This window comes from Chitinophaga sp. 22308, assembly GCF_052045305.1.
Taxonomy (GTDB): domain Bacteria; phylum Bacteroidota; class Bacteroidia; order Chitinophagales; family Chitinophagaceae; genus Chitinophaga; species Chitinophaga varians_A.
The window spans coordinates 1,414,622-1,439,469 of the sequence record NZ_JBQEOP010000001.1; the positions used below are offsets into that span (position 1 = coordinate 1,414,622).

Here is a 24,848-nt window from a genome sequence, read left to right on the forward strand (position 1 = left end):
CTTTTCTTTAGCAAGCCCCTTTTTTATTTCCCTCAAATGAAAAAGGCGCTATCATATTGATAGCGCCTTTTTGGTAATAGCCATAATATATATGGTCATATTAATATGTAAATGTTTTTAATCTATTTACGCTTCTGTTACTGCATCTTCCTTACCAGAGGCGAAAGTCTGCATATCGATGAGTTTCTTATAGAGGCCATTGCTGGCGATCAGATCGAGGTGTGAGCCCTGCTCCACGATCTGTCCGTCTTCCAGCACAACGATGAGGTCGGCATTCTGAATGGTACTGAGGCGGTGGGCAATAACAAGGGAAGTACGGTGCTTCATGAGGTTATTAAGCGCATCCTGCACCATTTTTTCAGACTCTGTATCAAGGGCGGAAGTGGCTTCGTCCAGCAGCATGACTGGCGGATTGTTCAGTACAGCACGGGCGATACAGATACGTTGCCTTTGGCCACCGGAAAGTTTGGAGCCTTTATCGCCGATATTGGTCTGATAACCTTCGGCCGTGCCCATAATAAAATCGTGGGCATTGGCGATACGGGCAGCTGCCTCCACTGCTTCAGGTGAAGCATCAGGCTTGCCGAAAGCGATATTATTGAAGATGCTGTCGTTGAAAAGAATCGACTCCTGGTTGACCAGGCCCAATTGCGCGCGTAAAGACTCCATGGTCACGCTTTGCAGCGGACGGCCATCGATAAGGATACTACCGGACTGCGGCTCTATAAAACGAGGGATAAGGTCCATCATGGTGGACTTACCGCCGCCGGAAGGACCTACCAGTGCAACTGTCTTGCCTTTTGGTACGATCAGGTTAATATTTTTGAGAATGGTTTTTTCGCCGTAGGCAAAAGACACATTTCTGAATTCAATATCTTTTTCAAAGCCGGTGATGACAGTTGCATCGGGGGCATCCACGATGGCTGGTTTCTCATCGATCAGTTCCAGTACCCTTTCACCGGCGGCCACGCCGGAGTGAATGTTGCTGAAGGAAGTGGAGATGGCCTTGGCGGGTCTCATCACCTGGGAGAACAGGGCAATATAGGCGATAAAGGCCGCCGCGCTGAGATCACCCTGGTTGGACAGTACGAGGGTGCCGCCATACAATACGATACCGGCCACCATCATTACGCCCAGCGTTTCAGACACCGGCGAGGCCAGTTGTTGCCTGCTGGCCATGGCGCGTCCAATTTTAGAGTAGCGGACATTTTCGTTATTGAAACGGTCGGTGGTGAATTTCACTGCGTTGAAGGCTTTAATGATGCGGATGCCATGGAGGGCTTCGTCCAGGTAGCTGATCATCAGGCCGTAGGTACGATGGGCTTCCTCTGCATGCTGTTTCAGCTTTTTAACGATCCTGGAAATGAGAAAGCCCGCTACAGGTATGATCAGCATGGAGGCCAGCGTCAATTTGTAGGAGATGATAAACAACATTACCAGGTAAAACAGCAGGGCCACCGGTTCTTTGAAGATCACCTGCAGGGTGCCGGTCACTGTATACTGTACGGTCTGAACGTCGCTGGCGATTTTAGAGATGATGTCCCCTTTGCGTTCATTGCTGAAATATCCCAGGTGGAGGTCCATGACGTTGTTGAAAACAGCCTTTCTCAGGTTCAGGAGGGTATGGATACGCAGGCTTTCCATGATTTTGTCTGCAAAGTACCGGAACAGGTTGCCCAGTAATACAGACGCCACAATACAGCCACATACGAAACGGAGTGTTTGTATCGCGCCATACTTGTTAAAAACAAAGGCCGTGTAGTAGTTAAAAACCGCGAAGATATCGAACCAGTTTTGAGGTTTTGCCGGGACCTCTTTTACGTTACTGAAAATGGTAGCCAGCAGTGGAGCCAGCAGCGCCAGGTTCAGGGTGCTGAAGATAATCGACAGCAGCGTACAGAGTATATAGGGAATAGCGAATTTGTTAATAGGTTTGGCAAAAGCTAAGAGTCGGAAGTATGTCTTCATATCACTGTATAATAACTATCTATAAAGAAAGCCGCATCAAAGCAAAGCTGATGCGGCTTCTCTCACAGCGGGCAAAATTAAGGGTTTTGCCCGGAATTGACAAAGAATTTAAGGGCAAATAGGTATCTTTATAGTAGTCATCTTCCCCCAAAATACCCCTTATGAAAAAAGCACCCGCCATTTCTTTTGAATTCCGCCATCAGGCGTTGGATGTCGCGTATCTGCAAAGACTTTACCAGCATCAGCCTTCGTACGCTTTTGATATGTTTGAGGGGTTCCTTTCAGAGATCGGTGCCCGGATAACACAACTGGGCAATGCAATTGCAGAGAACAACCGGGAGCAGGTCAAATATTATGCGCACCAGCTGAGGGCTTTTACCGGTATTGTAGGGCTTACGGGCGTCCAGTCCACTTCGGAGCGACTGGAATGTTGCAGTATGGCTGGCAGTCCCGATACGATAGCACAGCTTTTCGGGGAAATCAGCACCGATATCCGGCAGGCGATGCAGCCGGTGCGGCTGGAGTTTGAAAGGCTCCGGGCCTTCCTGCAATCGCGGGAGCCTTAAATCCGGCGGATAACAAACGTACTGGTGTCTACATGGTTGCGGTGCAACAGCTTATTCAGCGTAATGATAGCCTCCCTGAAAGCCGGTTCGTTCATGCCTTGGTTCACTTTGCCCGTCATATACAGGTAAAAGGTGGGTCGCAGCCTTACCTGGGCAAGCATGAGGTCCATGCCGGGAATACTCCGGTCCATGGCATACTGCATATTGGTGGTGTCCTGTAGCGGTACCCGCCAGCTGATATCCAGCACAGGATAGTTTTCCTGGCCTGTAGTATCATCGGGCAGTACATTGGCCGGGCGTATCCGTTGTTTGGGATCATAGGCACGGAAAAAAAACTGCCGGGCGGAAGTGCCGGGCCTCATCCTGCGAACAGCGGAATCCCCACTGATAACATAGATGTCCAGTTGCACAGAGTCGGGGTTAGCGAGGATGGCATCAATATCTTTGTTGGCCCCGGTATACTGAAACAGCTCAATATTCAGCGGATTGTCTGTATTGATATACGGGAACAATTTGATCGTTGCTGCGTGATCGTTAGTATAAAGGAAAGCTCCTCCTTCTTTCTCTATTCGTTGGGCCACCAGCTCTTCCACCTTTTGTTTACCCCTGTAGAAACGCTCTTCTGAAGCGGCTTTCATGCGTTTAAAATCCGGTGTCCGTGAACGGGTGACACAGGTGCCTACGCCCATTAGTATTACTATGACAATGGTAGCGCCTATGATGAGGCCGGCGTTGTTATTGCGGGAACGGTTGATTTGACTTAACTGTTCGGCCGGTGTTACATGGGGATTGGTATCATCGGTTTTGAACTGAGGCCTGACGTGTTGAGGGCCCTGCTTGTTCATCGCTGTTTCCAGCTGCTGCAGGAAGTCTTCAAAGACCATCACTTCTTCCGGCGTGTTTTGTACCAGCGCGCGATTGCTGCGGACCATGCTCCAGGAAACACGCCTGTCTTTTAGCCGGAGCCTGATGGCGGGGCTCATGGCTCCCCAGGGCCGGGATATTTTACGGATATCGGTGAAATAGATGGTGCCATACAGGGCGGACTCAATACGGTCGGGAAACAGCGTGAGGGCTTCTTTTCTCCATGTCCATCTCAGGGTAAGAAAGAGAACGGTAAACACGACGACCAGCATGGCGGTGATGATGATGCCAATATTCAGGTCAAGCAGGAGGCCGGGTACTACAGTGCTGAAGAAGGCCAGCATGGTTGCTGCAAAACTCCAGATGCCTCGTTTTTGGTCAACGATGTTAAACTGCCAGGCAGGGGGATTCTTCATGGGCCGAAGATACGGTTTTTTCCATGGAGGGACCTGTCACGCAAAGGCATATACTTTACGTGACAGGTGGGAGGATCAGTGAGACTCCAGTATTTTCAATGCTTCCTGGTCGTTGTATTGAAGGATCAGTTTTTTCAGTGTGGCCTTGAGGCCGGCGGTAATTTTTTCCGTGCCTTTGTTGCCATAGATGTTATTCACCTGTTGCGGGTCTTTCTTCAGGTCATACAGTTCCCAGCTGTCGCCGGCCCCGTAGAAGCGTACCAGTGTATATTGTTCAGTGCGCACACCAAAGTGAGGATATACATGGTGTGGTTCGGGGAACTCGTAGTAGTGATAATAAGCTGCTTTTCTCCATGCCGCTTTGTTGGGGTTTTGTTCCAGCAATGGCAGGAAGGAAGTTCCCTGTATGTCTGCCGGTACCGGTACGCCGGCCATCTGCAGGATGGTAGGTGCCCAGTCGATGTTCAGCATCAGCTGATTCACCGTGGTGCCTGGTTTTGTAACACCGGGATATTTGATGATAAATGGTGTGCGAAGGGATTCTTCATACATAAAACGTTTGTCGAACCAACCGTGTTCGCCCATATAGAAGCCCTGATCAGATGCGTAGATAACGACGGTGTTTTCTGCGAGGCCGTTTTTATCCAGGTAATCGAGCAGCGCGCCGATGTTGCGGTCGAGCGAGCGGGCGGTAGAGAGATAGTCTTTCAGGTAACGCTGGTATTTCCATTCCACGAGTGCATCGCCGCTCAGTTTTTTCTCGTCGAATTCTTTGCTGACTTTTCCTTCGTAGTATGCTTTGAACGCTTCTTTTTGTGCTGGCGTAAACCGGCCATAGATACCTTTTTCGTAGTTGACATGTACTTTCAGGTCTTCTTTCAGGCGCATGGTCTTGTCGATGGTCATGTCCTGGTTCTGCGCGGCTATGCGATTTTTGTAGTTGTCGCGGAAAGTGGCCGGCAGCGGAAATGTTTTGTCATCATATGCGCCGAGGTCCTGGATATCGGGCAGCCATTCGCGGTGTGTGGCTTTTTCGCCTACTACCAGGAAGAAGGGTTTGGACGTGTCGCGGTGATTGAGCCAGTCAACGGAGAATTGGGTAATCAGATTGGTCACATAACCTTCCACGCGGGTAGTATCCCGGGGACCGATGAAGTCCGGATTATAATATTGTCCCTGATTATTAAGGATACGCCAGAAGTCAAATCCCTCCGGCAGGTTGCCGAGGTGCCATTTGCCAATCCATGCTGTCTGGTAGCCATTTTGTTGCAGCAGTTTCGGGAACAGTTGCTGACCGACGTTAAATTTCTTTTCATTCAGCGTATAGCCGTTGATGTGGCTGTACTTGCCTGTCAGCAGGGTGGCCCTGCTGGGGCCGCAGATGGAGTTGGTCACCAGCGCGTTGCGGAACAGCACTCCCTGGTGGGCAATGCGGTCAATGTTGGGCGTTTGTGCCAGTTTGCTGCCATAAGCGCTGATAGCCTGGTAGGCGTGGTCATCTGAGAAGATAAAGATGATGTTCGGTTGCTTCTGTGGTTGCTGCTGGCTGAAGCCTGCCTGGCTAACAAATGCCAGCAACAGCCAGGAGAGGCGTTTCATTGTTTTCATATCTGTTCTGCTTAAAAAGGAATGGTGGCAGATAAAGATATCTATTATTTGGTCAGCCAGGTAATTAATTTGAGATGATCAGGGTATATACGGTCCGCCTGTCTCTCCCCATCCCCATTTTGGCATGGGTTGTTCCTTGTCCATTTCCAGTTTGTCTTCCTGTGAATTGATCACCGCGATGCGGGTGCCCCATTCGAGGTAACCCACGAAGGCGGAGCGGAATTCCGGATCTGCCGGCAGGCCCAGCTCATCAGCTGTTTCCAGCAGCAGCTCCACCCATCTTTTACGGTGTTGTTCGGTGAGATGTTTGCCCAGATGTTTGTGTACCATGTGATAATGGGAACCTTCGCTGTCACTGTATGTTTTGGGGCCGCCCAATACTTCCGCCATAAAATGGGCCACATGCTGCTGGTGTTCCGGGCTCATGTGTTTGAAAACGGGTCCCAGCAGCGGGTCTTTCAGCACTTTTTTGTAGAAAATGCCTGTCAGCTTTTCAAACACAGGCATTCCACCGGCCCATTCATATAAGGTGGGAATTTTTTTATCGTTTGTCATCTTGTTAATTTAGTGAAAATTGCTTTCAAATGTATGCAAGCGGCGTATCAGGAGCAATAGCTTACCAAAAAGTAGGGAGCCATGATCACACTCAACGATAAAACATATACCTGTCCGGTGGACGTTACCCTCGGTTTCATTGGCGGCAAATGGAAATTGCTGATATTGTCACACCTGCACTGGCAGGAGCAGAGCAGCTATGCCAAATTGCGGGAGAACCTGCCGGGGATATCGGAAAAAATGCTTAGCCAGCAGCTGAAAGAACTGGAAAGGGATTTACTGGTGACAAAAAACATTGTATCGCACAAACCTTACCGCGTTCATTACACTTTGTCAGAAGAAGGCAGATCACTCGCACCACTATACGAATTTATGAGTGGATGGGGAGTAGGGTACCTGAAGAAACACGGGGTGGATTATATCCAGGACCAGCATTTGTATAAATAGGACATTTAACCTTCGATGATGCCTCTCACCAGGCCACCCCACTGGGCTTTCGACAGGCCCAGGATGGCGCCTATGCTGATAAATAAATTCCTGATTTTGTCAAGCAATCCCCGGACTCCTGTATTGGGAATTTCATTTCTGCCATATACACTGGCTTTTACTGTCAGTCCGTTTTTCTCTACAATAAAGGAACTGGTGGCGTAGCGTTTAAAGAAATGCGCTGTTTCCCTGTCTGCACCGTGGGGCAACGGTAACGGACGTACGCGTATGCCGGTATAGGCATCACCCTGGCTGCTGATCTGCTCTACCTGTACCCAGTCGAAACCCTGTCCGGTACGGTTGCCCGGTCCGGGGAGGTTAATACGGATATAATCTCCCTGATGGGCAAAACGGTCCACTGCTTCCCCGTTTGCATTCACGAGCTGGAAGCTGGCACCGAGGGGACCGGTGAGCAGCTGCCACTGGTTTACATCGAGCAATCTGCGCCGTGCCGCTTCATATAATGCAACGGACGCCTCATGGTTGGCCGTATGCCGGCTGTAGCTGGTATTGGACTGCCCTCCCTGACGCTGCTCCGGAATGAGGCCGCTTGCTGCTAATGACGGATGCATAATTCTACAGATTGTTACACGGGAAATGCTTCAACAATTATGCCTCCGTATGTTGCTTTTAACCGTCTCAGCATGGGACAGGATAGTTGCCCGGGATATTTGCCCTAATTTACCTTTCGTATTACTGCATGATAAAATTCCACGTTATGCCAGAGATGCCATTAACCGTATCAACCAGTGGGCTGCGATAGCCATTATCCGAAATAAAATACTGTGTCGTATAACCGTTGCTGTTACACGGGGCTGTAGCCCGTGCCGGAGCCGTTGTGCCTGAAATTATCCAATAGTCAAACACTTATTGTTCAACAAAAGATTTCACGTTATGTCTAAACGTTACGCACGTCTACGGCTATGGCATTGCCGTGGCTGGCTATGCGGCCTGTTGCCGCTACTATGCTGCCAGCTCCTGCTGGCCCAGCAGAAACAGATTACCGGCATCGTTTCAGATTCTGCTTCTGGCGCCCTCACTGGCGTAACAGTGCAGGTAGTGGGGAAATCCATCGGCACACAAACCGATGCAAAAGGTGCCTTTCATATCACAGCATCACCTGGTGAAACACTGGCTTTCCGCTTTATCGGTTATGAAGAAAAGAGGGTAGTAGTGGGAGCACAGGCAGTGATCAATGTGCTGTTGACGTCCAATACGGCCGGCCTGAGCGAAGTAGTGGTGATCGGCTATGGCGCCCGCCAGAAGAAAGATCTCACCGGCGCCGTGGCAACGCTGAGCAGTAGACAAATGCAGGACCTGCCCGTAGCTGGCGTAGACCAGAAACTGACCGGCCAGATACCCGGTGTACAGGTCAGCACTGTTTCCGGTACGCCTGGCGGCGGCGCTGCCATTAAAATCCGCGGCTCCGGCTCCTTCGGCGCCAGCAGCGATCCCCTCTTTGTCATAGATGGCTTCCCGATAGCTGCCAGCTTCGGCCAACAGGCAAGCCCGCTGGGCTTCATCAATCCGGATGATATTGACAACATCACGGTACTGAAAGATGCATCCTCTACGGCGATCTATGGCAGCCGCGGTTCCAATGGCGTAGCGATCGTCACCACCAAAAGAGGCCAAAAGGGTAAGCCGCTGGTGCAGGTAAACAGTTATTACGGCATACAGGAAGTGCCACAGAAAGGGAGGCCGCAAATGTTGAATGCGCGCGAGTTTGCGCAGTTCAGAAAAGATATTATCGTTGATGATTTTGCTTCCCGCGGCCAGACAGCCATTGATGCAGACATTCCCGAGGAGTACCGGAACCCTGAACAATACGGCGAAGGCACCAGCTGGTATAATACAGTATTGCGCCAGGCGCCCCAGCATAATACAACCGTCAGCGTTAGTGGCGGTTCGGAAAATACCCGGTATTATTTTTCCTTTGGATATTTTAAACAGGACGGAGTGTTGCGTTATACAGGCTATGACCGGTATACGGTCAGGGCTAACATCGAAAGTAATATCGGACGTAAAGTAAAGATAGGCCTGAACCTCGCGCCAACTTACCATACGCAGGCCGTCAACGATTTCGAGAACGGATTTACTGATGTGCTCACCCGCAGCCTTTGGTTAAGCCCGCTGATACCGGTGACAGATAAAAACGGCGCACGCACGCCTTATATCAGTTCTCCGGGAATGTTCAGCGCGGCTAATCCGCTCAACTCCCTCGAATATGGCGCCACTAAAATAAAATCGCTTACTGGTCTGGCCACCGCCTATGCGGAATATGAGATCATCCCCGGCCTGAAGGCGAAAGGCAGTTTTAATGTGAGTTACGGCAACGGCTCTACGTTCGTCTTTAATCCATCGTTCCTGGGAGGCGTGAACAATCCGCCACCCGGCATCCCCAATTCTTCCCAATCGAAGGCTAATGGCCTGAACTGGCTGGGCGAGATGTTGCTAACCTATGACCGTACTTTTCATAAGGACCACTCGCTGAACGTGGTATTGGGTTATACCGCCCAGAAATCCCGCGAAGATGTGCTGGTGATCAATGCCAGCAATTATCCGGACGACCTGATTAAGCCCATCGGGGCTGCGGCCACTATTCCGTCCTACTCCCAGGATGTGCAGGAGTGGGCTATTCTCTCATACCTGGGGCGGGTGAACTACGCTTACAAAGACAAATACCTGTTCACCGCTACGGTCCGTTCCGACGGCTCCTCCCGTTTCGGGTATAACACCCGCTACGGCACCTTTCCTTCCGCCGCCATCGCCTGGAGGGCCTCGGAAGAACCGTTCCTGAAGCAGGTTTCCTGGCTCAGCGATCTGAAAGCGAGGCTGAGCTACGGCCTTTCCGGCAACTATAACATCGGCAACTATACGTACATGTCCAATGTAGTGACCAACAACTACGTGCTGGGCAATCAGATTGCCAGCGGCCGCGCCACTTCCTCGCTCAGTAACCCGGACCTTACCTGGGAGGAGTCTTCCCAGCTGGACGCAGGGGTTGACATAGGCCTCTTCCGTAATCGTATAAGCGTCACCGTGGATTATTACAAACGTCTCACCAAAGGCATGCTATATAATTCAGAGATACCCTTGTCTTCCGGTTACACCAATGTAATCATCAATGCCGGGAAGGTGGAGAATCACGGTCTGGAAGTGGGTGTGAGCAGTGAGAATATGAGTGGCGCTTTCACCTGGACCACCAACGCGAACATTGCCTTCAACCGGAACAAGGTACTGGCGCTGAATGATCGTAATGACCCTATCTACAGCGGCAGGAGCGGTGAAGGTTCTTTTACCCATATCACCGAAGTGGGCAAGCCGGTAGGGTTATTTTATGGTTATGTGGTAGAAGGGATTTATAAAGATCAGGACGATCTGAATAAATCGCCCAAACATGTTACTTCCGTCGTGGGTTCGATCAAATACAAGGACGTGGATGGCAACGGTGTGATAGAACCGGTCAATGATTTTGCCATCATCGGTGATCCCAATCCCAAATTTGTATGGGGACTGACGAATAATTTTTCCTTTAAGGGCATTGATCTCGGGATTGTGCTGACAGGCGCACAAGGCGGACAGGTACTGAAAACGGCCAACCAATACCTGCAGAACATTGACGGGATCTTTAATACAGACAGAAGTGTGTTGAACCGCTGGCGTTCTCCCCAAAATCCTGGTGATGGTAATACACCTACCACCAATGGCGCCCGCGTGATTTACCGCGATGTCAACTCCTCCTGGGTAGAAGACGGGTCGTTTATGCGCATACAGAACATCACGCTGGGATATAACCTGAACAAAGCCTGGCTGCAACGGACGCGGTTTATTTCACGGGCACGTATATACGCCAGCGTGCAGAACCTGCATACGTTTACCCGTTATTCCGGCGCCAACCCGGAAGTGAGCCGTAAAACGGTGTCCGGCAATGCCACCAGCACCGCGCTGACGCCTGGAGAGGATTTTACCAATTATCCACTGGCAAGGACTTACACACTGGGCATTAACCTGTCTTTTTAAAAGAAAAAATGTATCTCATGAAAAGGGTTCGATATTTTTTAGTTATCAGCATATGTTTATGCAGCTGTGGTAAAAGCTTCCTGGACCTTAACCCGGAAACGTCCATCAACGGTGCTGCTTTCTATAAGTCAGAAGGAGAGATAGAACAGGCGGTCAACGGGGCTTATAATATTCTGCAGCCGTTAGGTACCGAGAGCTATTGGATTTTCGGAGAGATGCGTTCCGACAATACCGCGTTCCAGTACAATACCGCCGACAGGGGACATGAGCAGTGGGAGTTCGTGGATGAATTCCTGGTGGGCGCTACAGCCGAATGCATTACCAATTTCTGGAAAAACAGTTATGTCGGTATCTCCAGGGCCAACGACGTATTGGATAATATTCCCAACATCAAATCATTTTCATCCGGTACGCAGGACCAATATACGGGGGAAGCAGAATTTCTGCGGGCTTTTCATTATTTTAACCTGGTGCGCCAGTTTGGTGGGGTCCCGCTGCGGGAACATTCCGTGGTAGCTCCCGGTGGTGCGCTGTCGAAAGGGCGGGCGTCGGTGGATGAGGTGTATGCACGTATTATCGCCGATCTGACCGATGCTGCTGCCAAACTGCCGGCTGCCTATACCGGTGCTGCCATTGGCCGGGCCACTTCCGGCGCCGCCTATACGTTGCTCGGCAAAGTATACCTTACCCGCCACCAATACAGTGAGGCGCTGGCCGCCCTCAAAAAAGTGACCACGCTGGGTTATAGCCTGGTACCTAATTATGCGGATATTTTTGAACCGGGAAAAAAGAACGGGCCGGAATCGATTTTCGAAATACAATACCTGGGTGCGCAGACAGGCCTGTTCAGCACGTTTATGTACATCTTTGCGCCATACACTTCCGGTAGTGCGGTCACCGGTGACAGTAAGACCAGCATCAACGGCAGTGGTTCCGGATGGAATATCCCTACAGCCGATATGATCAGCGCCTATGAGCCGGGCGACAAGCGAAAGGGCGTATCTATGGCGGAGGGCTACAAGGCGGCCAATGGCGCATTTGTGGCGGTCCCCTACGTGAAAAAATACAACCACGGCTATACGGAGGTTGGACGTACCAACGATAACTTCCCGGTGCTCCGCTATGCCGATGTACTGCTGATGATAGCAGAGTGTTTGAATGAACAGGCTTTTGTGGCCAATGGAGAAGCCTTTGACTTGTTGAACCAGGTGAGGCAGCGAGCCGGTTTGCCAGGAAAGACGGCCGGAAACCCCGATCCGGCGCTGAACATCGCCAGCCAGGAAGACTTCCGCAAAGCGGTGTATCATGAAAGACAAGTGGAGCTGGCCTTTGAGAACCACCGTTGGTACGATCTGGTGCGTACCGGTAAAGCGGTGGAAACTATGAACGCTCATGGACTGCGTGAGAAGCAACAGAAAAACTATATTCCAGGCAACGCCTATCAGGTGACCACGAACCGATTGCTGTTGCCCATTCCACAGACTGATATCAACTTAGATAACCTGACTCAAAACCCGCAATAGTATTCAAAATCCTTTATCATGATCAGACAGATTGTTCTTTTGTTATTGTTTATTACGGTGTCCTGTACCGCACAAACAGGCCAGCCAACGTTGGGCCGTTTGCGTTGTGAATACCGTGAAAACCCGGCTGGCATCGATGCCACCACGCCCCGGCTGAGCTGGGAGATCACCAGCCACAAACGCAACCTGATGCAACAGGCCTATCAGGTGATGGTGGCTTCCTCCCTGGCAAACCTGAAAGCTGATAAAGCAGACCTGTGGAATTCCGGTAAAATCAGCTCAGACCAGTCGCTCGGCGTTGTCTACGCTGGTAAACCGCTGGGCAGCGGTGATGCCTGTTTCTGGAAAGTGAAAGTATGGACCAGCGACGGCAAAGAATCCGCCTGGAGCATGCCGGCATCGTGGTCTATGGGGCTGCTGCGGCCATCTGACTGGCAGGCGGTGTGGATAGGCCTGGACAGCGCTTTCGCGGGCGACCGGCCCACGGATACCTTTACCCGTTTGTCGGCCAGGTACCTGCGAAAAGATTTCCGTCTCCCTAAAAAAATAAAAAAGGCAACGGCCTATATCAGCGGGGTAGGATTGTACGAACTATACATCAATGGCAGCAAAACCGGTAGAGACGTATTGGCTCCCGGTCCTACAGAATATAACAAACGCACGTTTTACAATACCTATGATGTGACGTCTCAACTGCAGCAGGGAGACAATGCCATTGGCGCCATCCTCGGGAATGGACGTTATTTCTCCATGAGAGGCAATGGTTCAGGGTTGCCGCCGATTACCAATTTTGGTTACCCTAAAATGATCTGTCAGGTGAATGTGGTTTATGAAGATGGTTCTACAGAAAAAATTGTTACCGACAACAGCTGGAAGGTGACCGCGGCCGGACCGGTAGGCGCCAACAATGAATATGACGGCGAAGAATATGACGCCACCAAAGAAATGCCGGGATGGAGCAAGCCCGGCTTCCATGCCGCTTCCTGGTTGCCGGTACAACTGGTGTCCAAACCCGGTGAGCTGCTGGTAGCGCAGATGAACAATAATATTCGTGTAATGGACACCGTGAAGGCGCGGCAGGTGAAAGAAGTAAAGCCAGGCGTGTTCATCTACGATATGGGCCAGAATTTCGTGGGGTGGGTGCGGTTGAAAGTGAAAGGCCAGAGGGGAACACAGGTAACCCTGCGGTTTGCAGAAAGGCTGAAAGACGATGGCACTTTGTATATGGCCAACCTGCGGTCCGCAAAGGTAACGGACAAGTATACACTGAGTGGAAAAGGCACGGAAGACTGGGAACCACGTTTTACGTACCACGGTTTCCGTTATGTAGAAGTAACCGGTTATCCCGGAAAGCCCGACCTTGGGGCAGTTGAAGGGAGGGTAGTATATGACGATATGGCCACTACCGGTCATTTTGAAACGTCCAATGAAGTGATTAATCAGATTTACAAAAATGCTTACTGGGGAATACGGGGTAACTATCGTGGAATGCCCACCGATTGTCCGCAGCGCGATGAGCGCATGGGCTGGCTGGGAGACCGCGCCGTGGGCGCCAGGGGAGAAAGCTTTATTTTCGACAACCACCTGTTGTACGCGAAATGGTTGCAGGACATTGAAGACGCTCAAACGCCCGAAGGCAGTGTGCCTAACGTAGCGCCGTCTTACTGGCGCATGTATTCTGATAACATGACCTGGCCCGCTGCCTACCTGATCATTGCCAACCTGATGTATGAACAATATGGCGACGATCAGCCTATCCGCCGTCACTACGCTTCCATGAAAAAATGGATGGCTTACATGAAAGACAAGTATATGAAGGATGATATTATGACCAAAGACACTTACGGCGACTGGTGTATGCCGCCGGAGTCCCCGGAACTGATCCATTCCAAAGACCCTGCACGCAAGACAGCCGGTGATTTCCTGGGAACGTCTTTCTACTATCATCTGTTGACCCTGATGGAACGTTTTGCTACCATTACCGGCAATACCGGAGATGTGGCCACATTCAAAAGCCAGGAAGAAAAGGTGAAGACCGCTTTTAATAAGAAATTTTTGAACGAAGAAGGCGGTTATTATGCCAATAACACACCAACGGCCAACATCTTCTCGCTGGCATATCAGCTGGCCCCGGAAAACCGGCAGAAGAAGGTGTTCCAGCACATTGTGGATAAAACGCTTAATGATTACAAAGGTCATATCAGCACCGGCCTGGTGGGTGCGGAATGGCTGATGCGCACACTCACGAACTATGGCAGGGGAGATATCGCCTACCAACTGGCAACGAATACCACTTATCCCAGTTGGGGATACATGGCCAAAGAAGGCGCCACTACTATATGGGAACTATGGAACGGCAATACAGCCGATCCTGCCATGAACTCCGGTAATCATGTGATGCTGCTGGGCGACCTGGTGGTATGGTATTATCAGAATCTCGGCGCTATACAGCCTGATCCTGCAGTACCAGGATTTAAGCATATCATCATGAAACCATTGGTGACAGGGGATTTAAAAAAGGTAGATGCTTCCTATTATTCAGGATATGGCATGATACGCAGCCACTGGGAGAAAACAGGCCAGTCTTTTAAATGGCGTATAAGCGTTCCGGTTAATACGCGGGCCACCGTATATGTGCCGTCCAAAGACGCCAAAAATGTAAAGGAAGGAGGAAAGCCGATGTCTGACAACAAAGACGTGAAATTCTTAAGAACGGAGGATGGTTATGCGGTGTATGAAATTCCTTCGGGGAACTATGATATACAGGTTGATTTGTAATACTCCTGATGCGAGGAGATAAGAGCGGTGAATATTGCCCCCATTGGCTGTGTGCCAGTGGGGGCATTTGTTATGGTTGATGTTATTGGTTCGCAAGCCTTACCTGGAAGTCTCTTATAGAAGTGCGAGGGGCATCGGCTTCTATGCGGCCGGTAACGATCAGATGTTCCAGCCTGGAGCTGAGGAAGGCGTCATTAAGATTGTTGCGCGGGTCTTTGAATCCAAGCACCTGACCAATTACCCTGGCCGCAGGTTTCCAACGGCCATTGCACTGCGCCATGATTTCGTGGTCATGTGCAGAGATGTCCAGGAACTGTAGTACGCCATGCTCATCACATTCCCTGAGCATTTCCGGGCGGGCCACGATGGTTTCATATTCCCGGGCCAGCGCGTAGCGTGCTGCATTGCTCAGCAATACGCCCTGGTTGATCAATGGCGCCAGTTGCTCCGTGGAATAAAGGACCAGACTGTGCGAGCCATGTATCGGCGGTGCTTTCACCTGTATAACGTTAACGGGTATGTTTTCCGGCCAGTGGCAGGCCATTCTGAGGAAAATATAATCATCTCCGTCAGTGGCCGCCCATATGACCAGTCTGTCTACGGGGTTATCTGATAACCGGGCTCTTAACTGTAGCCAGGGGGCGAAGGCATCAGGTTCGTCATCTGACCAGTTGGTGCCTTTTTTTACGTAGTTCAGGCTACGCAGAAATTCTTTTCTTATCAATCCGTCGTGTAGCGGGCCGGTACCGGGAATGTCATTGATGGCGTAGGTTTCGCCGGTAAGCAGCTGTTGCCTGATGGCGGCAGAAAGAGCGCCGGAGGTGGAGAGAGAGGCTGTAAGATGTAAGTCTGACATATAATGAATATAAGTAAAACCGATCATCTCATTTTTTTATTTTTTTGTAACCAATCGGTTACTTATATTTGTAACTGAACGGTTACAAATTAAAATTTTATGCGCAGAGATGTTTTTCAGGCGATAGCAGACCCTACGAGGAGGGAGATTATTCATCTGTTGGCCGACAGGTCATTGAGCCTGAATATGGTGGCTGACCATTTTGATATCAGCCGTCCCGCTATATCCAAGCATGTAAAGATACTGACGGAGTGCGGGCTTATTGTTATCCAGCAGCAGGGGAGGGAGCGTCATTGCAAAGCCAACCTGCATCAGCTGAAAGAGGTATCGGAATGGGTGGAAAATTACCGCCGGTTCTGGAACAAGAAACTGGACGCGCTGGAAGCTTTCCTGGAAGAGGACAGTAAGAAGAAAAAGAAAAAAAAATAAACCATCACTTATAAATCATGTGTTATGAAAAATCAACCGCTGGTCGTTGAACGGCTACTGAATGCGCCTGTCCGCAAAGTTTGGGAAGCATTGACCGTAAAAGAAAAAATGAAAGCATGGTACTTTGAGGTATCTGATTTTAAACCGGAAGTAGGGTTTGCGTTTAGTTTTGTGGCCGCAGACCAGGGCATTGAATATGTCCACAATTGTGTAGTAACAGCTGTGGTACCTGACAGGAAGCTGTCCTACACCTGGACGTACAGGGATTATGAAGGAGAGTCCTTACTGACTTTTGAATTGCAGCCGGAAGGAGATAAGACAAGACTAACGTTGACGCATGAGGGACTGGAAACATTCCCGCAGCATTTGAAGTCCTTTACCCGGGAGAGCTTCACCGGTGGCTGGAATTACTTTATCAACAATGCTTTGCCGAAGTATCTTGATCCTGAATTTGTGCCAACACCGGAGAGTGAAACAAAGTGTTAAGAACGAAATTCCCTGCTTCGATCGGTTTTCGCGCTGAAGGATTTACATTTGAAGGATGAAGCAAACAATTTTAGATAAGATAACAAAGCTGGGTGGCAACATTCAACGGGCGAATGGTGCCACCCTTCAGGACATATGGCAGGGAATTACTTTTAGTCACCCGCTTTGGACAAGAGACTGGGAAGGCTTTGGGCTTGATGAATTTTATGAAGAACATAAGGCTTTGTATAACACCAGTCCGGATACCTTTTATGACAACCTGCTGGCGCATTATTTCTCTGATCATGAGATTCCCTATGGACAAGACTTCTTCCGTTCCTGGCTGTTTACGCCGTTTAAAGCCGGTTCTGGCGATGAAGGCGAGTTGGACGGGCTTGTTGAGGAGGAAGAGGTCAGGGCGGTTGTTAAAGGCAATGACATGGAATTTATGTGCATCTTTTCTTCCTACGGTTTCCCCGATCACTATTTTGTATGCCTGACTGATCCCGACCCCGAAAATCCCATTGTTTACAGTACTGACCATGAAGTATATTTTCAGGAGATAGATAACAAGGGCACACTGGAAGATTTCCTGGAAAAATATATGACTAAAGACGAGTTTTTACAGGTGGCAAAAAGGCATATTGAGTCCGGCTTAACTTCCTCGTAAACCGGCGCTGTCCGATATTCCGGCCTGGTAGCGCAGGACTTTAGTCCTGGGGCCTTCGCGATGCCCGGGATTTTATTATCTTGCCCCTTATGCGCCGATTTTCCTTTTCCAATATTATTTACACACTGCTGTTAACAGGGCTGCTGGCGATACTGTTCATTCCCGGAGGAAAGGTATGGTTTATGCAGCAGCTGATGAAGGTGGGCTTGTTGCAGCCCTCAGTGCCCAAAACAAATGAAGACGCCTGGCCGGCGCCCGAGATGCTTTTCCGCGACGCTACGGGCGCACCAGTGGCGCTGTCTTCCCTGAAGGGGAAGGTGGTGTTTATTAATTTCTGGGCTACGTGGTGCCCGCCATGCAGGGCGGAGATGCCTTCTGTGGACCGGCTGTACCGCCAATGGAAAGATAACCCCGGTATCGTGTTCCTGATCGTGGACGCTGATAGTGAGCCTGGCAAGGCCGCTGCGTTTATGCGGGACCATGGGTACCAATTGCCCGTTGCTTTGTTGACCGCAAATGTGCCTCAAAATGTATACAACGGCACGCTGCCCACTACGCTCATTATAGATAAAGCGGGACGGATCGTGTTCCGGGAAACCGGCGCGGCAGACTATAGCAGTCACCGCATGGAAGAATATATTCAACAGTTACTGGCTGAAAAGCAATAGTTTTTTGTAAATTTTGGGTATGGTTACCGCTGAAACGGTATAGCTATCCTAAAATTGTTTACTTTTGAATAAATATTTCGTTTACAATTTTTACTATGAAAACAGATTCATTAGCCAATAAAGTGTATGTAGAACTGCGTCGTAAGATCCTTTCCAATCAGCTGGTACCGGGCATGCGCCTGAAAGAAGACGTGTGGGCCAAGAAAACGGAAGTGAGCCGCATGGCCGTGCGGGAGGCGTTGACAAGGTTGCTGGGCGAGAATCTGGTGGTATTCGGGGAGAAAGGCGGTTACTTTGTTAAGTCCATGACCGCCGAAGATATCCGGCAGATCCGGGAGCTGCGCGAGCTGCTGGAGCTGGGCGCCATCCGGGTGGCCATCCACAAGATCGGCAAGGCCGATATCACCGCACTGGAGAAAATCTGTGACGACTTTACCAATATGGTAAAAAGCGGTTACATGGGCGGCGCCTGTGAAGCAGATATGAAGTTCCACGAAACGCTGATAGCTCTCGCCGGCAATACCAAACTGATGGAGATATACCAGTCCAGCAATATCCCCCTGTTCCACATGAAGCTGGGCAAGATGCTGGTGCAAATGGACGATTATGAACAGACTGATGAAGAGCATCGCGCTATCCTTCAGGCCCTGAAAAATAAAGACCTTAAAAAGGCGGAAGACGCGCTGGTAAAGCATTTGCTGCGTGGAGAAGTGACTACCCTGGAAGTAGAATAACCCCTTCTTTTTTATTGGACGTCCCCGGATTTACCCCTTCCCATATTTTTTCGCAAATATTTTTTTGTTTACAAAATTTAAATATATTTGTAAACAGAGTGGCGAACAACTGACCGTTCCCGGCCGGTACTAAAGCTAACGTTATGTGAACTCGCGGGCAGTGCCAACGCATCGTGTAACCGTGCCCGTATTTATCAACCTGTAATGCCGACATGTGTTCTGTTATTTAGGACAGTGAACGGTTAATAAAATAAAACGCGAAAAACTCATCCTGCACTAAAATCTGTATCTGCGGATGACATGTCAACAGCAACCGGCGCATGGCTATCATACGCACGGGATTATCTAACCATTTTATCTAACCAGAATTATGAAAGGAACACACCTTTACCTATTTGCAACCCTGCTGTTACTCGCTGCAGGTCTTTGCAAGCCACAAAAGCTGATAGCACAGGAGGTCAGGGAGATTAAGGGGACAGTGGTGGACAGCGTTACCCAGGTTGCACTTCCGGGCGTTACGGTATTTATCAAAGGCACACAGACCGGCGCATCCACCAATGCGGAAGGACACTTTACCATCCGTGCTGCCAGTGGCGACGTGCTCTCCTTCTCCTACATCGGTTATGATAAAAAAGAAACTGCCATCGGCAACCGCAATAATATTTTTATTTCCCTGGCTCAAAGCAAAACCACATTGAATGAGACAGTTGTCATCGGTTATGGCGCGGTAAAGAAAAGTTCTGTGACCGCCTCCGTGGCTAAAGTGGAAAACAAAATACTCGACCAGGTGCCTGCTGGTCGTCCGGAAGCTGCACTGGTAGGCCGTATGGCAGGGGTGAACATCTCCCAGTCACGCGGCCAGGCAGGATCTGCGCCCACCATCCGCATCCGCGGCATCGGTTCCATCAGCGCAGGCAATGACCCGCTGATAGTGATCGACGGTATCCCCGGCGGCAACCTCGGTATGATCAATATGAACGATGTACAGTCGGTGGAAGTGCTGAAAGACGCATCGTCCGCAGCTATCTACGGTTCACGTGCAGCCGGCGGCGTTATCCTCGTCACCATGAAAAAAGGCGTGGCCGGTAAACCGAAATTTAACTTCAACGGCTACGCAGGCCTGGGCAAAGCGATCGTACACAACGACTGGATCACCGGCGATGAATACTACAACTATGCAGTCAAATACCAGAACCGGGAATACGCCTGGGTAGGCGGTGACGTTAGTCTGCCGGTATGGGGTGATGCCAGAAGGCCCGCTGCCTACCAGGTAAGCGACGTGCTCAAAACCGGTCATACTGTATGGCAGGACGCTGTCATGCGCACGGCACCCATTCAGAGCTATAATATTTCCGCCAGCGGCGGCACAGATAAGGCCACCTACTACGTGGCTGCTACCTACAAAGACGAACAGGGCGCCATGGTCAACACCTGGTTTAAAACCTATGGCCTCAGGGCCAATGTGGACGTGCAGGCCAGCAAAGTGGTGAGCGTAGGCTTCATGCTCAACCCTACCTATTCCAAACGCCGTTATAATCCATCCGAGATACCTAACTATTCCAAATATCCTTCTTTTGTAGATGTGCAGCGCCCTAACGGTACCTACCCTACGGCGCGCGAATACTGGGGCGCCGTGGTGACCGGACAGGTAAACCCGATGGCCACCCTGCAGGGCTCTGAATACTACGGCAGCAGCATCAGCAATATCGGTGAAGCCTATCTGAAACTGAACCTCGCCAAAGGACTGAGCTTCCGCTCTTCTGTAGGTACTACCATGGACTTCAGTAACCGCGACGAGTTCCAGGCCTCCTGGGCTACCAGCGCCGCCAAAAACTCAGGCACGGACATCACCAGCACCAATATCAATGTGCTCAATGAAAACGTACTGAGCTACAACACTACGTTTAAAGGCGGCCACGATCTTTCTGCCATCGCAGGCGCGTCCTACCAGCGTAACGACAGCAAGTCGGTGAACCTCTACGCTGTGGCCGGCAGTTATAATAACGATATCATACACACGATGGGCAACGCCACACTGGCGCCCAACAGCAATACGCTCAAAAGCAAATGGGGGCTTATTTCCTACTTCACGCGTGTGAACTATGGTTATCAAGATAAATACCTGCTGTCAGCCTCCATCCGTACAGATGCCAGCTCCCGCTTCGGCCCGGATAACCGTTGGGGTTATTTCCCCTCTGTGTCTGCCGCCTGGCGCGTGAAACAGGAAAGTTTCCTGAAAGACTTCAAACCTATCAGTGACCTGAAAGTAAGGGCCAGCTGGGGCGTGACGGGCAACTTCAACATCGGCGACTTCCAATACCTCGGCCTGATGGGCAATACCTTCTATTCGCCCGGTAACGTGGTGACCAAAGGCCAGGCAGCCGTTAGCTACGGCAACAGCCAACTGGGCTGGGAAAAAACCAAAGGCATCGACCTGGGCGCTGAACTGTCTGTGCTGGATAACCGCATCAGCATCGTGTTTGATTACTACGACAAACGGACCACCGACTTGCTGTACAGCATGCCGGTGCCGGCCACTACAGGCTTTGGTACTACCATGACCAACATCGGGGAGATACGTAACCGCGGGATAGAATTTGAAGTGAACACCCGTAATATCGTCGGTAAATTCAACTGGCAGACATCTTTCAACTATTCCCGCAACCGTAACACCGTGGAGGACCTGGGCGGTGTCAACAACGTGATCATCGCTGACCCTTCTTCCAATATGAACTGGATACTCCGTGTGGGCGAACCGATGTTCTCCTACTATGGTTACAAAATCAACGGTATTTACAAAGATGCCGCTGACGTGGCGGCCAATCCGGGTATCGCGGGCTCCCGCCCCGGTAACCCAAAGTTTGAAGATACCGATGGCAATAAAAAGATTGATGCCAACGACAAACAGATACTGGGCAATTTCCAGCCCAAAGCCATCCTGGGAATGGTGAACAATTTCTCCTACAATAATTTTGACCTGAGCATTGCCATGCAGGCATCGCTCGGCGCTAAGATGTACAACTACGAAAACCAGTTCTACCAGGGCGCCCTGCTGGGCGCGATGCGCCGCTCCCTGGTGGAAAACCAGTGGTGGTCGCCCACTGACCCGGGCAACGGTAAAGTGCCGGCCAGCGCACTCAATACATTGGGATTCCAGACTATGTCTGACGCTTATATAGAAGACGCCTCCTTCCTCGCCATTCGTAACGTAAACCTCGGCTATACCCTGCCTGAAACACTGGTCCGCAAACTACGGGTGACCAACTTCCGGGTATACCTCTCTGCCAGCAACCTGTTCATCTTCACCAAAAAAGAATTCCATGGATATAACCCTGAAGGGTATACGAAAGGAGAGGTGAACGGCGTTGCCAGCATGCCGGGCGCTAACTACGGGGCAGAACCAATCAGCCGCATTTACGCGCTGGGATTCAATTTTAACTTCTAACCAACAAAAGCGTATTCCATGAGAAAAAACAAACTTTATATACCAATCCTACTACTGGCGCTTGCCGGCAGCAGCTGTACCAACAGCCTGCTGAATATGACGCCCGATTCTTCCCTGACCACCAACAATTTTTATAAAACGTCCAATGATATGGACCAGGCAGTCATCGGTATCTACAGTGGTATGCAGGACCGTAAACCGAAGGACTATCTGCTGATGGAGATGCCCGGAGACAACCTGTATATGGGCACCGCCATGCCCGGCGTGAATGACCTGGACTATCTGACCGTTAACCCGGAAAACACTGCTGTGGCGGATTTCTGGGAGAAAAGTTTTTATGGTATCGGTCGTGCCAATGCCGTGCTGGAAAATATAGACCGTCCTGTGGACTATGCCTCCGGCAAAAAGGAGCAGTTCACCGGTGAAGCCAGATTCATGCGTGCGCTCTTTTATTTTGATCTGGTGAGATTGTTTGGCGGTGTGCCGATGGTGACTAAAACACCCGGTATCAGCGAAGCGAAGAATATGCCGCGCGAATCGGCCGACAAGATATATGAGCTGATCATCTCCGACCTGAAAGCAGCCATTGACCTGTTGCCTGCACCCGGCTCCGCTGTCAGGGGACGTGCCAGCAAAGGCGCAGCCACCGGTCTTCTTGGTAAGGTATATGTATACCGGAAAGACTGGGCCAATGCTAAGATTTACCTGGAAAAAGCCATCCGTGATTTTGGCTATCAGTTGGAGCCTGGCTTTGCTACATTGTGGAGCCTCGCTTCGGAAGACAACAAAGAGATCATCTTCACCATCAAATATACCGATGGTGCCAACGGCCACTCGCTGGGCATTGATTTTGCCCCTATCGGCGGCATTGCCGGTGTGGTAGGCTCCGGCAACCAGTACGCTTTTCCGTCCTGGAGCCTGAACAAAAAATATATCACCGGCGATAGCCGGAAAGCATCCACTATTTCTGACTACGTGGTGAAGGCCACCTCCCCGAATGATCCGCCGGCATGGGGCCCTTACGTGAAAAAGTACGCCACCAAATTCACCGGGGCCACTTCCGGTCAGGACCTGCCGGTGCTGCGATTGGCAGATGTTATCCTGCTTTACGCTGAAACCCTTTACAACAGCGGCGATAAAGGCAGTGCGCTGACACAGCTGAACACCATCAGGGAAAGGGCTTTCGGCGATGCGGCCCATGATTACACTGCTGCCGATATTGCCACTCCCGATAGTTTCCTGGATATCCTGTTGCTCGAAAGACAACTAGAACTGGCCTACGAAAATGAACGCTGGCCTGACCTGGTACGTACCGGCCGTTTCCTGACCGTCATGACAAGCGAAGAAAGAGACTATAATCCGGCTACCGGCGCGGCCACCAAAGTGGCGCTGTTGCCCAAAGCCACCATGGCGGTATTCCCGGTGCCACAACGCCAGATCGATCAGTACGCTCCTGGCGTGCTGAAACAAAATGAAGGATATTAATATCATCAACAACCAACCATAGTTTAACTGTACGGGATGTTATACCAGCAAAGAATCGTAAGACGGATAATACTCATCAGCATAGTGATGCTCTGTGGTATAATGTCCCGTGCCCAGCATGTGACCGACGTGCGCGCTCATGGTGCCCTGGCGGATGGTAAAACAGACGACAGCAGAGCTTTTCAACGAGCAATTGTACAAGCCCAAAAGAACGGTACCCGCAAAATATTCGTTCCGAAAGGGCACTATCTGATCGCGCGGCCCATTAAACTGCCCTCTTACTTTACGCTGGAAGCTAGCCCGGACGCTTACATCGAGCTGAAGCCTTCCTGTAATCAGTGCCTGCTGCAGAACGAAGACCTGGTTAACGGTAACGCACATATTAAAGTGACCGGCGGCAAATGGAACGGCAACGGCTGGACACAGACGCGTACCATCCGCAGCACGGTAGACAGCTCCGATTTTTGTTTCGGTATGCTGTTCTATAAAGTGCGCCGGTTGGAAGTCGGAAATTTGCAGATAGACAGTACCCGCAGCTGGGGCATCGCCTACATGGAATGTGATACCGTGCATATACACGACATACGGTTTCAGCAAAATCCGTTCAGGGATACGCGGCAGACCAGCGCGCTGATGCAGAACGGCGACGGTGTCACCGGTGGCGGCAACCATGTGCTCATTGAAAACATCTCCGGTTTCACCAACGACGACCTGGTGGCCTTTGCGGCCGGCGGCGCGTCTTTCCAGGGAAAGATGTCGCCTTTCCCCGCGGTGGATTATCACGATGTGACTGTCAGGAACATCAGCCCCGAAAATATTTACGATTCCATTCCTGCGCTGAAGGCAGTTGCTTTTTACACGTTTGAGAACAGGAAAGTAAGCAACATCATGATTGAAAAAGTACATGGTAATACGGCCATGGCATCAGTGCTGTTTTACAGCCTTTTCGGCAAGACCGGTTATTTCTCCAGTGTAACGATCAGGGACGTGTCGGGCGCCAATGTGTACGGGCGTTCCACACAGCCGCAATTGCCCGTGGTATACGGCATTATCAGCGTAAAACAATCCGTAATGGACCGGCTGGACATCAGCCAGGTTAGCCGGGAGGAAGACCGCTACGCCAACCCGCAGTTTTTGTTTGACGAAAATACAGTTATCGATTCTCTCAATATCAACCAGGTAGACATCCGGCACCGGCATATACAGGGCAACCTGCTGTTACAGTCGGCCGGTGCGGTCATTAAAAACAGCCGTATAAACGGGGTGTCCATCCAGAACAGGGAATAGGTGAGATTTTACATAAAATTTT

The 24,848-nt window shown here is 50.6% G+C and carries 19 protein-coding genes; 13 read left to right on the forward strand and 6 right to left on the reverse strand.

Annotation, left to right across the window (positions count from 1 at the left end; all coding sequences use genetic code 11):
- Positions 1 to 126 precede the first annotated feature (126 nt).
- Complete coding sequence (locus ACTJJS_RS06015) at positions 127 to 1,968, reverse strand: ABC transporter ATP-binding protein (RefSeq protein WP_168868858.1); 1,842 nt, start codon at positions 1,966 to 1,968, stop codon at positions 127 to 129.
- A gap of 161 nt (positions 1,969 to 2,129) precedes the next feature.
- On the opposite strand from ACTJJS_RS06015, the gene ACTJJS_RS06020 reads away from it, so the two are divergent.
- A complete protein-coding gene (locus ACTJJS_RS06020; RefSeq protein ID WP_440662853.1) occupies positions 2,130 to 2,534 on the forward strand; it encodes an Hpt domain-containing protein in 405 nt (134 codons plus the stop codon).
- Here ACTJJS_RS06020 and ACTJJS_RS06025 read toward each other — a convergent pair.
- The 3 genes from ACTJJS_RS06025 to ACTJJS_RS06035 form a co-directional block, all read right to left on the reverse strand.
- Positions 2,531 to 3,814, reverse strand: a complete 1,284-nt coding sequence (locus ACTJJS_RS06025) for a hypothetical protein (protein ID WP_440662854.1) — start codon at positions 3,812 to 3,814, stop codon at positions 2,531 to 2,533. The genes ACTJJS_RS06020 and ACTJJS_RS06025 overlap by 4 nt on opposite strands.
- A gap of 75 nt (positions 3,815 to 3,889) precedes the next feature.
- Entirely contained in the window at positions 3,890 to 5,422 is a 1,533-nt protein-coding gene (locus tag ACTJJS_RS06030) for a sulfatase family protein (RefSeq protein ID WP_440662855.1), read from the reverse strand.
- 78 nt (positions 5,423 to 5,500) lie between these two features.
- On the reverse strand, positions 5,501 to 5,977 hold the full coding sequence (locus ACTJJS_RS06035) for a group II truncated hemoglobin (RefSeq protein ID WP_440662856.1): 477 nt from the start codon (positions 5,975 to 5,977) through the stop codon (positions 5,501 to 5,503).
- 81 nt (positions 5,978 to 6,058) lie between these two features.
- On the opposite strand from ACTJJS_RS06035, the gene ACTJJS_RS06040 reads away from it, so the two are divergent.
- Positions 6,059 to 6,424, forward strand: coding sequence for a winged helix-turn-helix transcriptional regulator (locus ACTJJS_RS06040; RefSeq protein WP_440662857.1), 366 nt, complete (start codon positions 6,059 to 6,061; stop codon positions 6,422 to 6,424).
- Positions 6,425 to 6,429: 5 nt separating this feature from the next.
- On the opposite strand, the gene ACTJJS_RS06045 is transcribed toward ACTJJS_RS06040, so the two are convergent.
- Positions 6,430 to 7,035 carry a hypothetical protein gene (locus ACTJJS_RS06045; RefSeq protein ID WP_440662858.1) on the reverse strand — a complete coding sequence of 202 codons (606 nt, stop codon included), beginning with the start codon at positions 7,033 to 7,035 and terminating at the stop codon, positions 6,430 to 6,432.
- A 322-nt stretch (positions 7,036 to 7,357) separates the two neighbouring features.
- Between ACTJJS_RS06045 and ACTJJS_RS06050 the strand changes: the two genes are divergently transcribed.
- From ACTJJS_RS06050 to ACTJJS_RS06060, 3 genes are read left to right on the forward strand one after another with little or no spacing between them, the layout of a single operon-like run.
- Positions 7,358 to 10,486 (forward strand): SusC/RagA family TonB-linked outer membrane protein, encoded by a 3,129-nt coding sequence (locus ACTJJS_RS06050; protein WP_440662859.1) that lies wholly within the window; start codon positions 7,358 to 7,360, stop codon positions 10,484 to 10,486.
- Between the two features lie 17 nt (positions 10,487 to 10,503).
- The gene (locus ACTJJS_RS06055) at positions 10,504 to 12,009 is read left to right on the forward strand and encodes a RagB/SusD family nutrient uptake outer membrane protein (RefSeq protein WP_440662860.1); all 1,506 of its coding nucleotides are present in this window, start codon (positions 10,504 to 10,506) and stop codon (positions 12,007 to 12,009) included.
- A gap of 18 nt (positions 12,010 to 12,027) precedes the next feature.
- Positions 12,028 to 14,787 carry a glycoside hydrolase family 78 protein gene (locus tag ACTJJS_RS06060; protein WP_440662861.1) on the forward strand — a complete coding sequence of 920 codons (2,760 nt, stop codon included), beginning with the start codon at positions 12,028 to 12,030 and terminating at the stop codon, positions 14,785 to 14,787.
- 82 nt (positions 14,788 to 14,869) lie between these two features.
- Here ACTJJS_RS06060 and ACTJJS_RS06065 read toward each other — a convergent pair whose 3' ends face one another.
- Complete coding sequence (locus tag ACTJJS_RS06065) at positions 14,870 to 15,643, reverse strand: DUF3658 domain-containing protein (protein WP_440662862.1); 774 nt, start codon at positions 15,641 to 15,643, stop codon at positions 14,870 to 14,872.
- Positions 15,644 to 15,742: 99 nt separating this feature from the next.
- On the opposite strand from ACTJJS_RS06065, the gene ACTJJS_RS06070 reads away from it, so the two are divergent.
- The 8 genes from ACTJJS_RS06070 (at position 15,743) to ACTJJS_RS06105 (ending at position 24,826) form a co-directional block, all read left to right on the forward strand.
- Positions 15,743 to 16,072 (forward strand): ArsR/SmtB family transcription factor, encoded by a 330-nt coding sequence (locus ACTJJS_RS06070; protein WP_168868849.1) that lies wholly within the window; start codon positions 15,743 to 15,745, stop codon positions 16,070 to 16,072.
- A 24-nt stretch (positions 16,073 to 16,096) separates the two neighbouring features.
- The gene (locus ACTJJS_RS06075; protein ID WP_440662863.1) at positions 16,097 to 16,558 is read left to right on the forward strand and encodes an SRPBCC family protein; all 462 of its coding nucleotides are present in this window, start codon (positions 16,097 to 16,099) and stop codon (positions 16,556 to 16,558) included.
- Positions 16,559 to 16,613: 55 nt separating this feature from the next.
- The gene (locus ACTJJS_RS06080; RefSeq protein WP_440662864.1) at positions 16,614 to 17,207 is read left to right on the forward strand and encodes a hypothetical protein; all 594 of its coding nucleotides are present in this window, start codon (positions 16,614 to 16,616) and stop codon (positions 17,205 to 17,207) included.
- An 89-nt stretch (positions 17,208 to 17,296) separates the two neighbouring features.
- Positions 17,297 to 17,875 (forward strand): TlpA family protein disulfide reductase, encoded by a 579-nt coding sequence (locus tag ACTJJS_RS06085; RefSeq protein ID WP_440662865.1) that lies wholly within the window; start codon positions 17,297 to 17,299, stop codon positions 17,873 to 17,875.
- A gap of 95 nt (positions 17,876 to 17,970) precedes the next feature.
- Positions 17,971 to 18,609, forward strand: a complete 639-nt coding sequence (locus tag ACTJJS_RS06090; RefSeq protein ID WP_440662866.1) for a GntR family transcriptional regulator — start codon at positions 17,971 to 17,973, stop codon at positions 18,607 to 18,609.
- Between the two features lie 370 nt (positions 18,610 to 18,979).
- The gene (locus ACTJJS_RS06095; RefSeq protein ID WP_440662867.1) at positions 18,980 to 22,054 is read left to right on the forward strand and encodes a SusC/RagA family TonB-linked outer membrane protein; all 3,075 of its coding nucleotides are present in this window, start codon (positions 18,980 to 18,982) and stop codon (positions 22,052 to 22,054) included.
- Between the two features lie 18 nt (positions 22,055 to 22,072).
- Positions 22,073 to 23,539 carry a RagB/SusD family nutrient uptake outer membrane protein gene (locus tag ACTJJS_RS06100; RefSeq protein WP_440662868.1) on the forward strand — a complete coding sequence of 489 codons (1,467 nt, stop codon included), beginning with the start codon at positions 22,073 to 22,075 and terminating at the stop codon, positions 23,537 to 23,539.
- 36 nt (positions 23,540 to 23,575) lie between these two features.
- A complete protein-coding gene (locus tag ACTJJS_RS06105; RefSeq protein WP_440662869.1) occupies positions 23,576 to 24,826 on the forward strand; it encodes a glycosyl hydrolase family 28-related protein in 1,251 nt (416 codons plus the stop codon).
- Positions 24,827 to 24,848: the final 22 nt, after the last annotated feature.

What these genes read in the sequence shown, in the direction of transcription:
- ACTJJS_RS06035 (WP_440662856.1), bottom strand. Translation starts at nt 5,977, where the DNA reads ATGACAAACGATAAAAAAATTCCCACCTTATATGAATGGGCCGGTGGA.
- ACTJJS_RS06030 (WP_440662855.1), bottom strand. Translation starts at nt 5,422, where the DNA reads ATGAAAACAATGAAACGCCTCTCCTGGCTGTTGCTGGCATTTGTTAGC.
- ACTJJS_RS06105 (WP_440662869.1), top strand. Translation starts at nt 23,576, where the DNA reads ATGTTATACCAGCAAAGAATCGTAAGACGGATAATACTCATCAGCATA.
- ACTJJS_RS06050 (WP_440662859.1), top strand. Translation starts at nt 7,358, where the DNA reads ATGTCTAAACGTTACGCACGTCTACGGCTATGGCATTGCCGTGGCTGG.
- ACTJJS_RS06075 (WP_440662863.1), top strand. Translation starts at nt 16,097, where the DNA reads ATGAAAAATCAACCGCTGGTCGTTGAACGGCTACTGAATGCGCCTGTC.
- ACTJJS_RS06045 (WP_440662858.1), bottom strand. Translation starts at nt 7,035, where the DNA reads ATGCATCCGTCATTAGCAGCAAGCGGCCTCATTCCGGAGCAGCGTCAG.
- ACTJJS_RS06095 (WP_440662867.1), top strand. Translation starts at nt 18,980, where the DNA reads ATGAAAGGAACACACCTTTACCTATTTGCAACCCTGCTGTTACTCGCT.
- ACTJJS_RS06070 (WP_168868849.1), top strand. Translation starts at nt 15,743, where the DNA reads ATGCGCAGAGATGTTTTTCAGGCGATAGCAGACCCTACGAGGAGGGAG.
- ACTJJS_RS06015 (WP_168868858.1), bottom strand. Translation starts at nt 1,968, where the DNA reads ATGAAGACATACTTCCGACTCTTAGCTTTTGCCAAACCTATTAACAAA.
- ACTJJS_RS06100 (WP_440662868.1), top strand. Translation starts at nt 22,073, where the DNA reads ATGAGAAAAAACAAACTTTATATACCAATCCTACTACTGGCGCTTGCC.
- ACTJJS_RS06090 (WP_440662866.1), top strand. Translation starts at nt 17,971, where the DNA reads ATGAAAACAGATTCATTAGCCAATAAAGTGTATGTAGAACTGCGTCGT.
- ACTJJS_RS06085 (WP_440662865.1), top strand. Translation starts at nt 17,297, where the DNA reads ATGCGCCGATTTTCCTTTTCCAATATTATTTACACACTGCTGTTAACA.
- ACTJJS_RS06055 (WP_440662860.1), top strand. Translation starts at nt 10,504, where the DNA reads ATGAAAAGGGTTCGATATTTTTTAGTTATCAGCATATGTTTATGCAGC.
- ACTJJS_RS06080 (WP_440662864.1), top strand. Translation starts at nt 16,614, where the DNA reads ATGAAGCAAACAATTTTAGATAAGATAACAAAGCTGGGTGGCAACATT.
- ACTJJS_RS06060 (WP_440662861.1), top strand. Translation starts at nt 12,028, where the DNA reads ATGATCAGACAGATTGTTCTTTTGTTATTGTTTATTACGGTGTCCTGT.
- ACTJJS_RS06025 (WP_440662854.1), bottom strand. Translation starts at nt 3,814, where the DNA reads ATGAAGAATCCCCCTGCCTGGCAGTTTAACATCGTTGACCAAAAACGA.
- ACTJJS_RS06020 (WP_440662853.1), top strand. Translation starts at nt 2,130, where the DNA reads ATGAAAAAAGCACCCGCCATTTCTTTTGAATTCCGCCATCAGGCGTTG.
- ACTJJS_RS06040 (WP_440662857.1), top strand. Translation starts at nt 6,059, where the DNA reads ATGATCACACTCAACGATAAAACATATACCTGTCCGGTGGACGTTACC.
- ACTJJS_RS06065 (WP_440662862.1), bottom strand. Translation starts at nt 15,643, where the DNA reads ATGTCAGACTTACATCTTACAGCCTCTCTCTCCACCTCCGGCGCTCTT.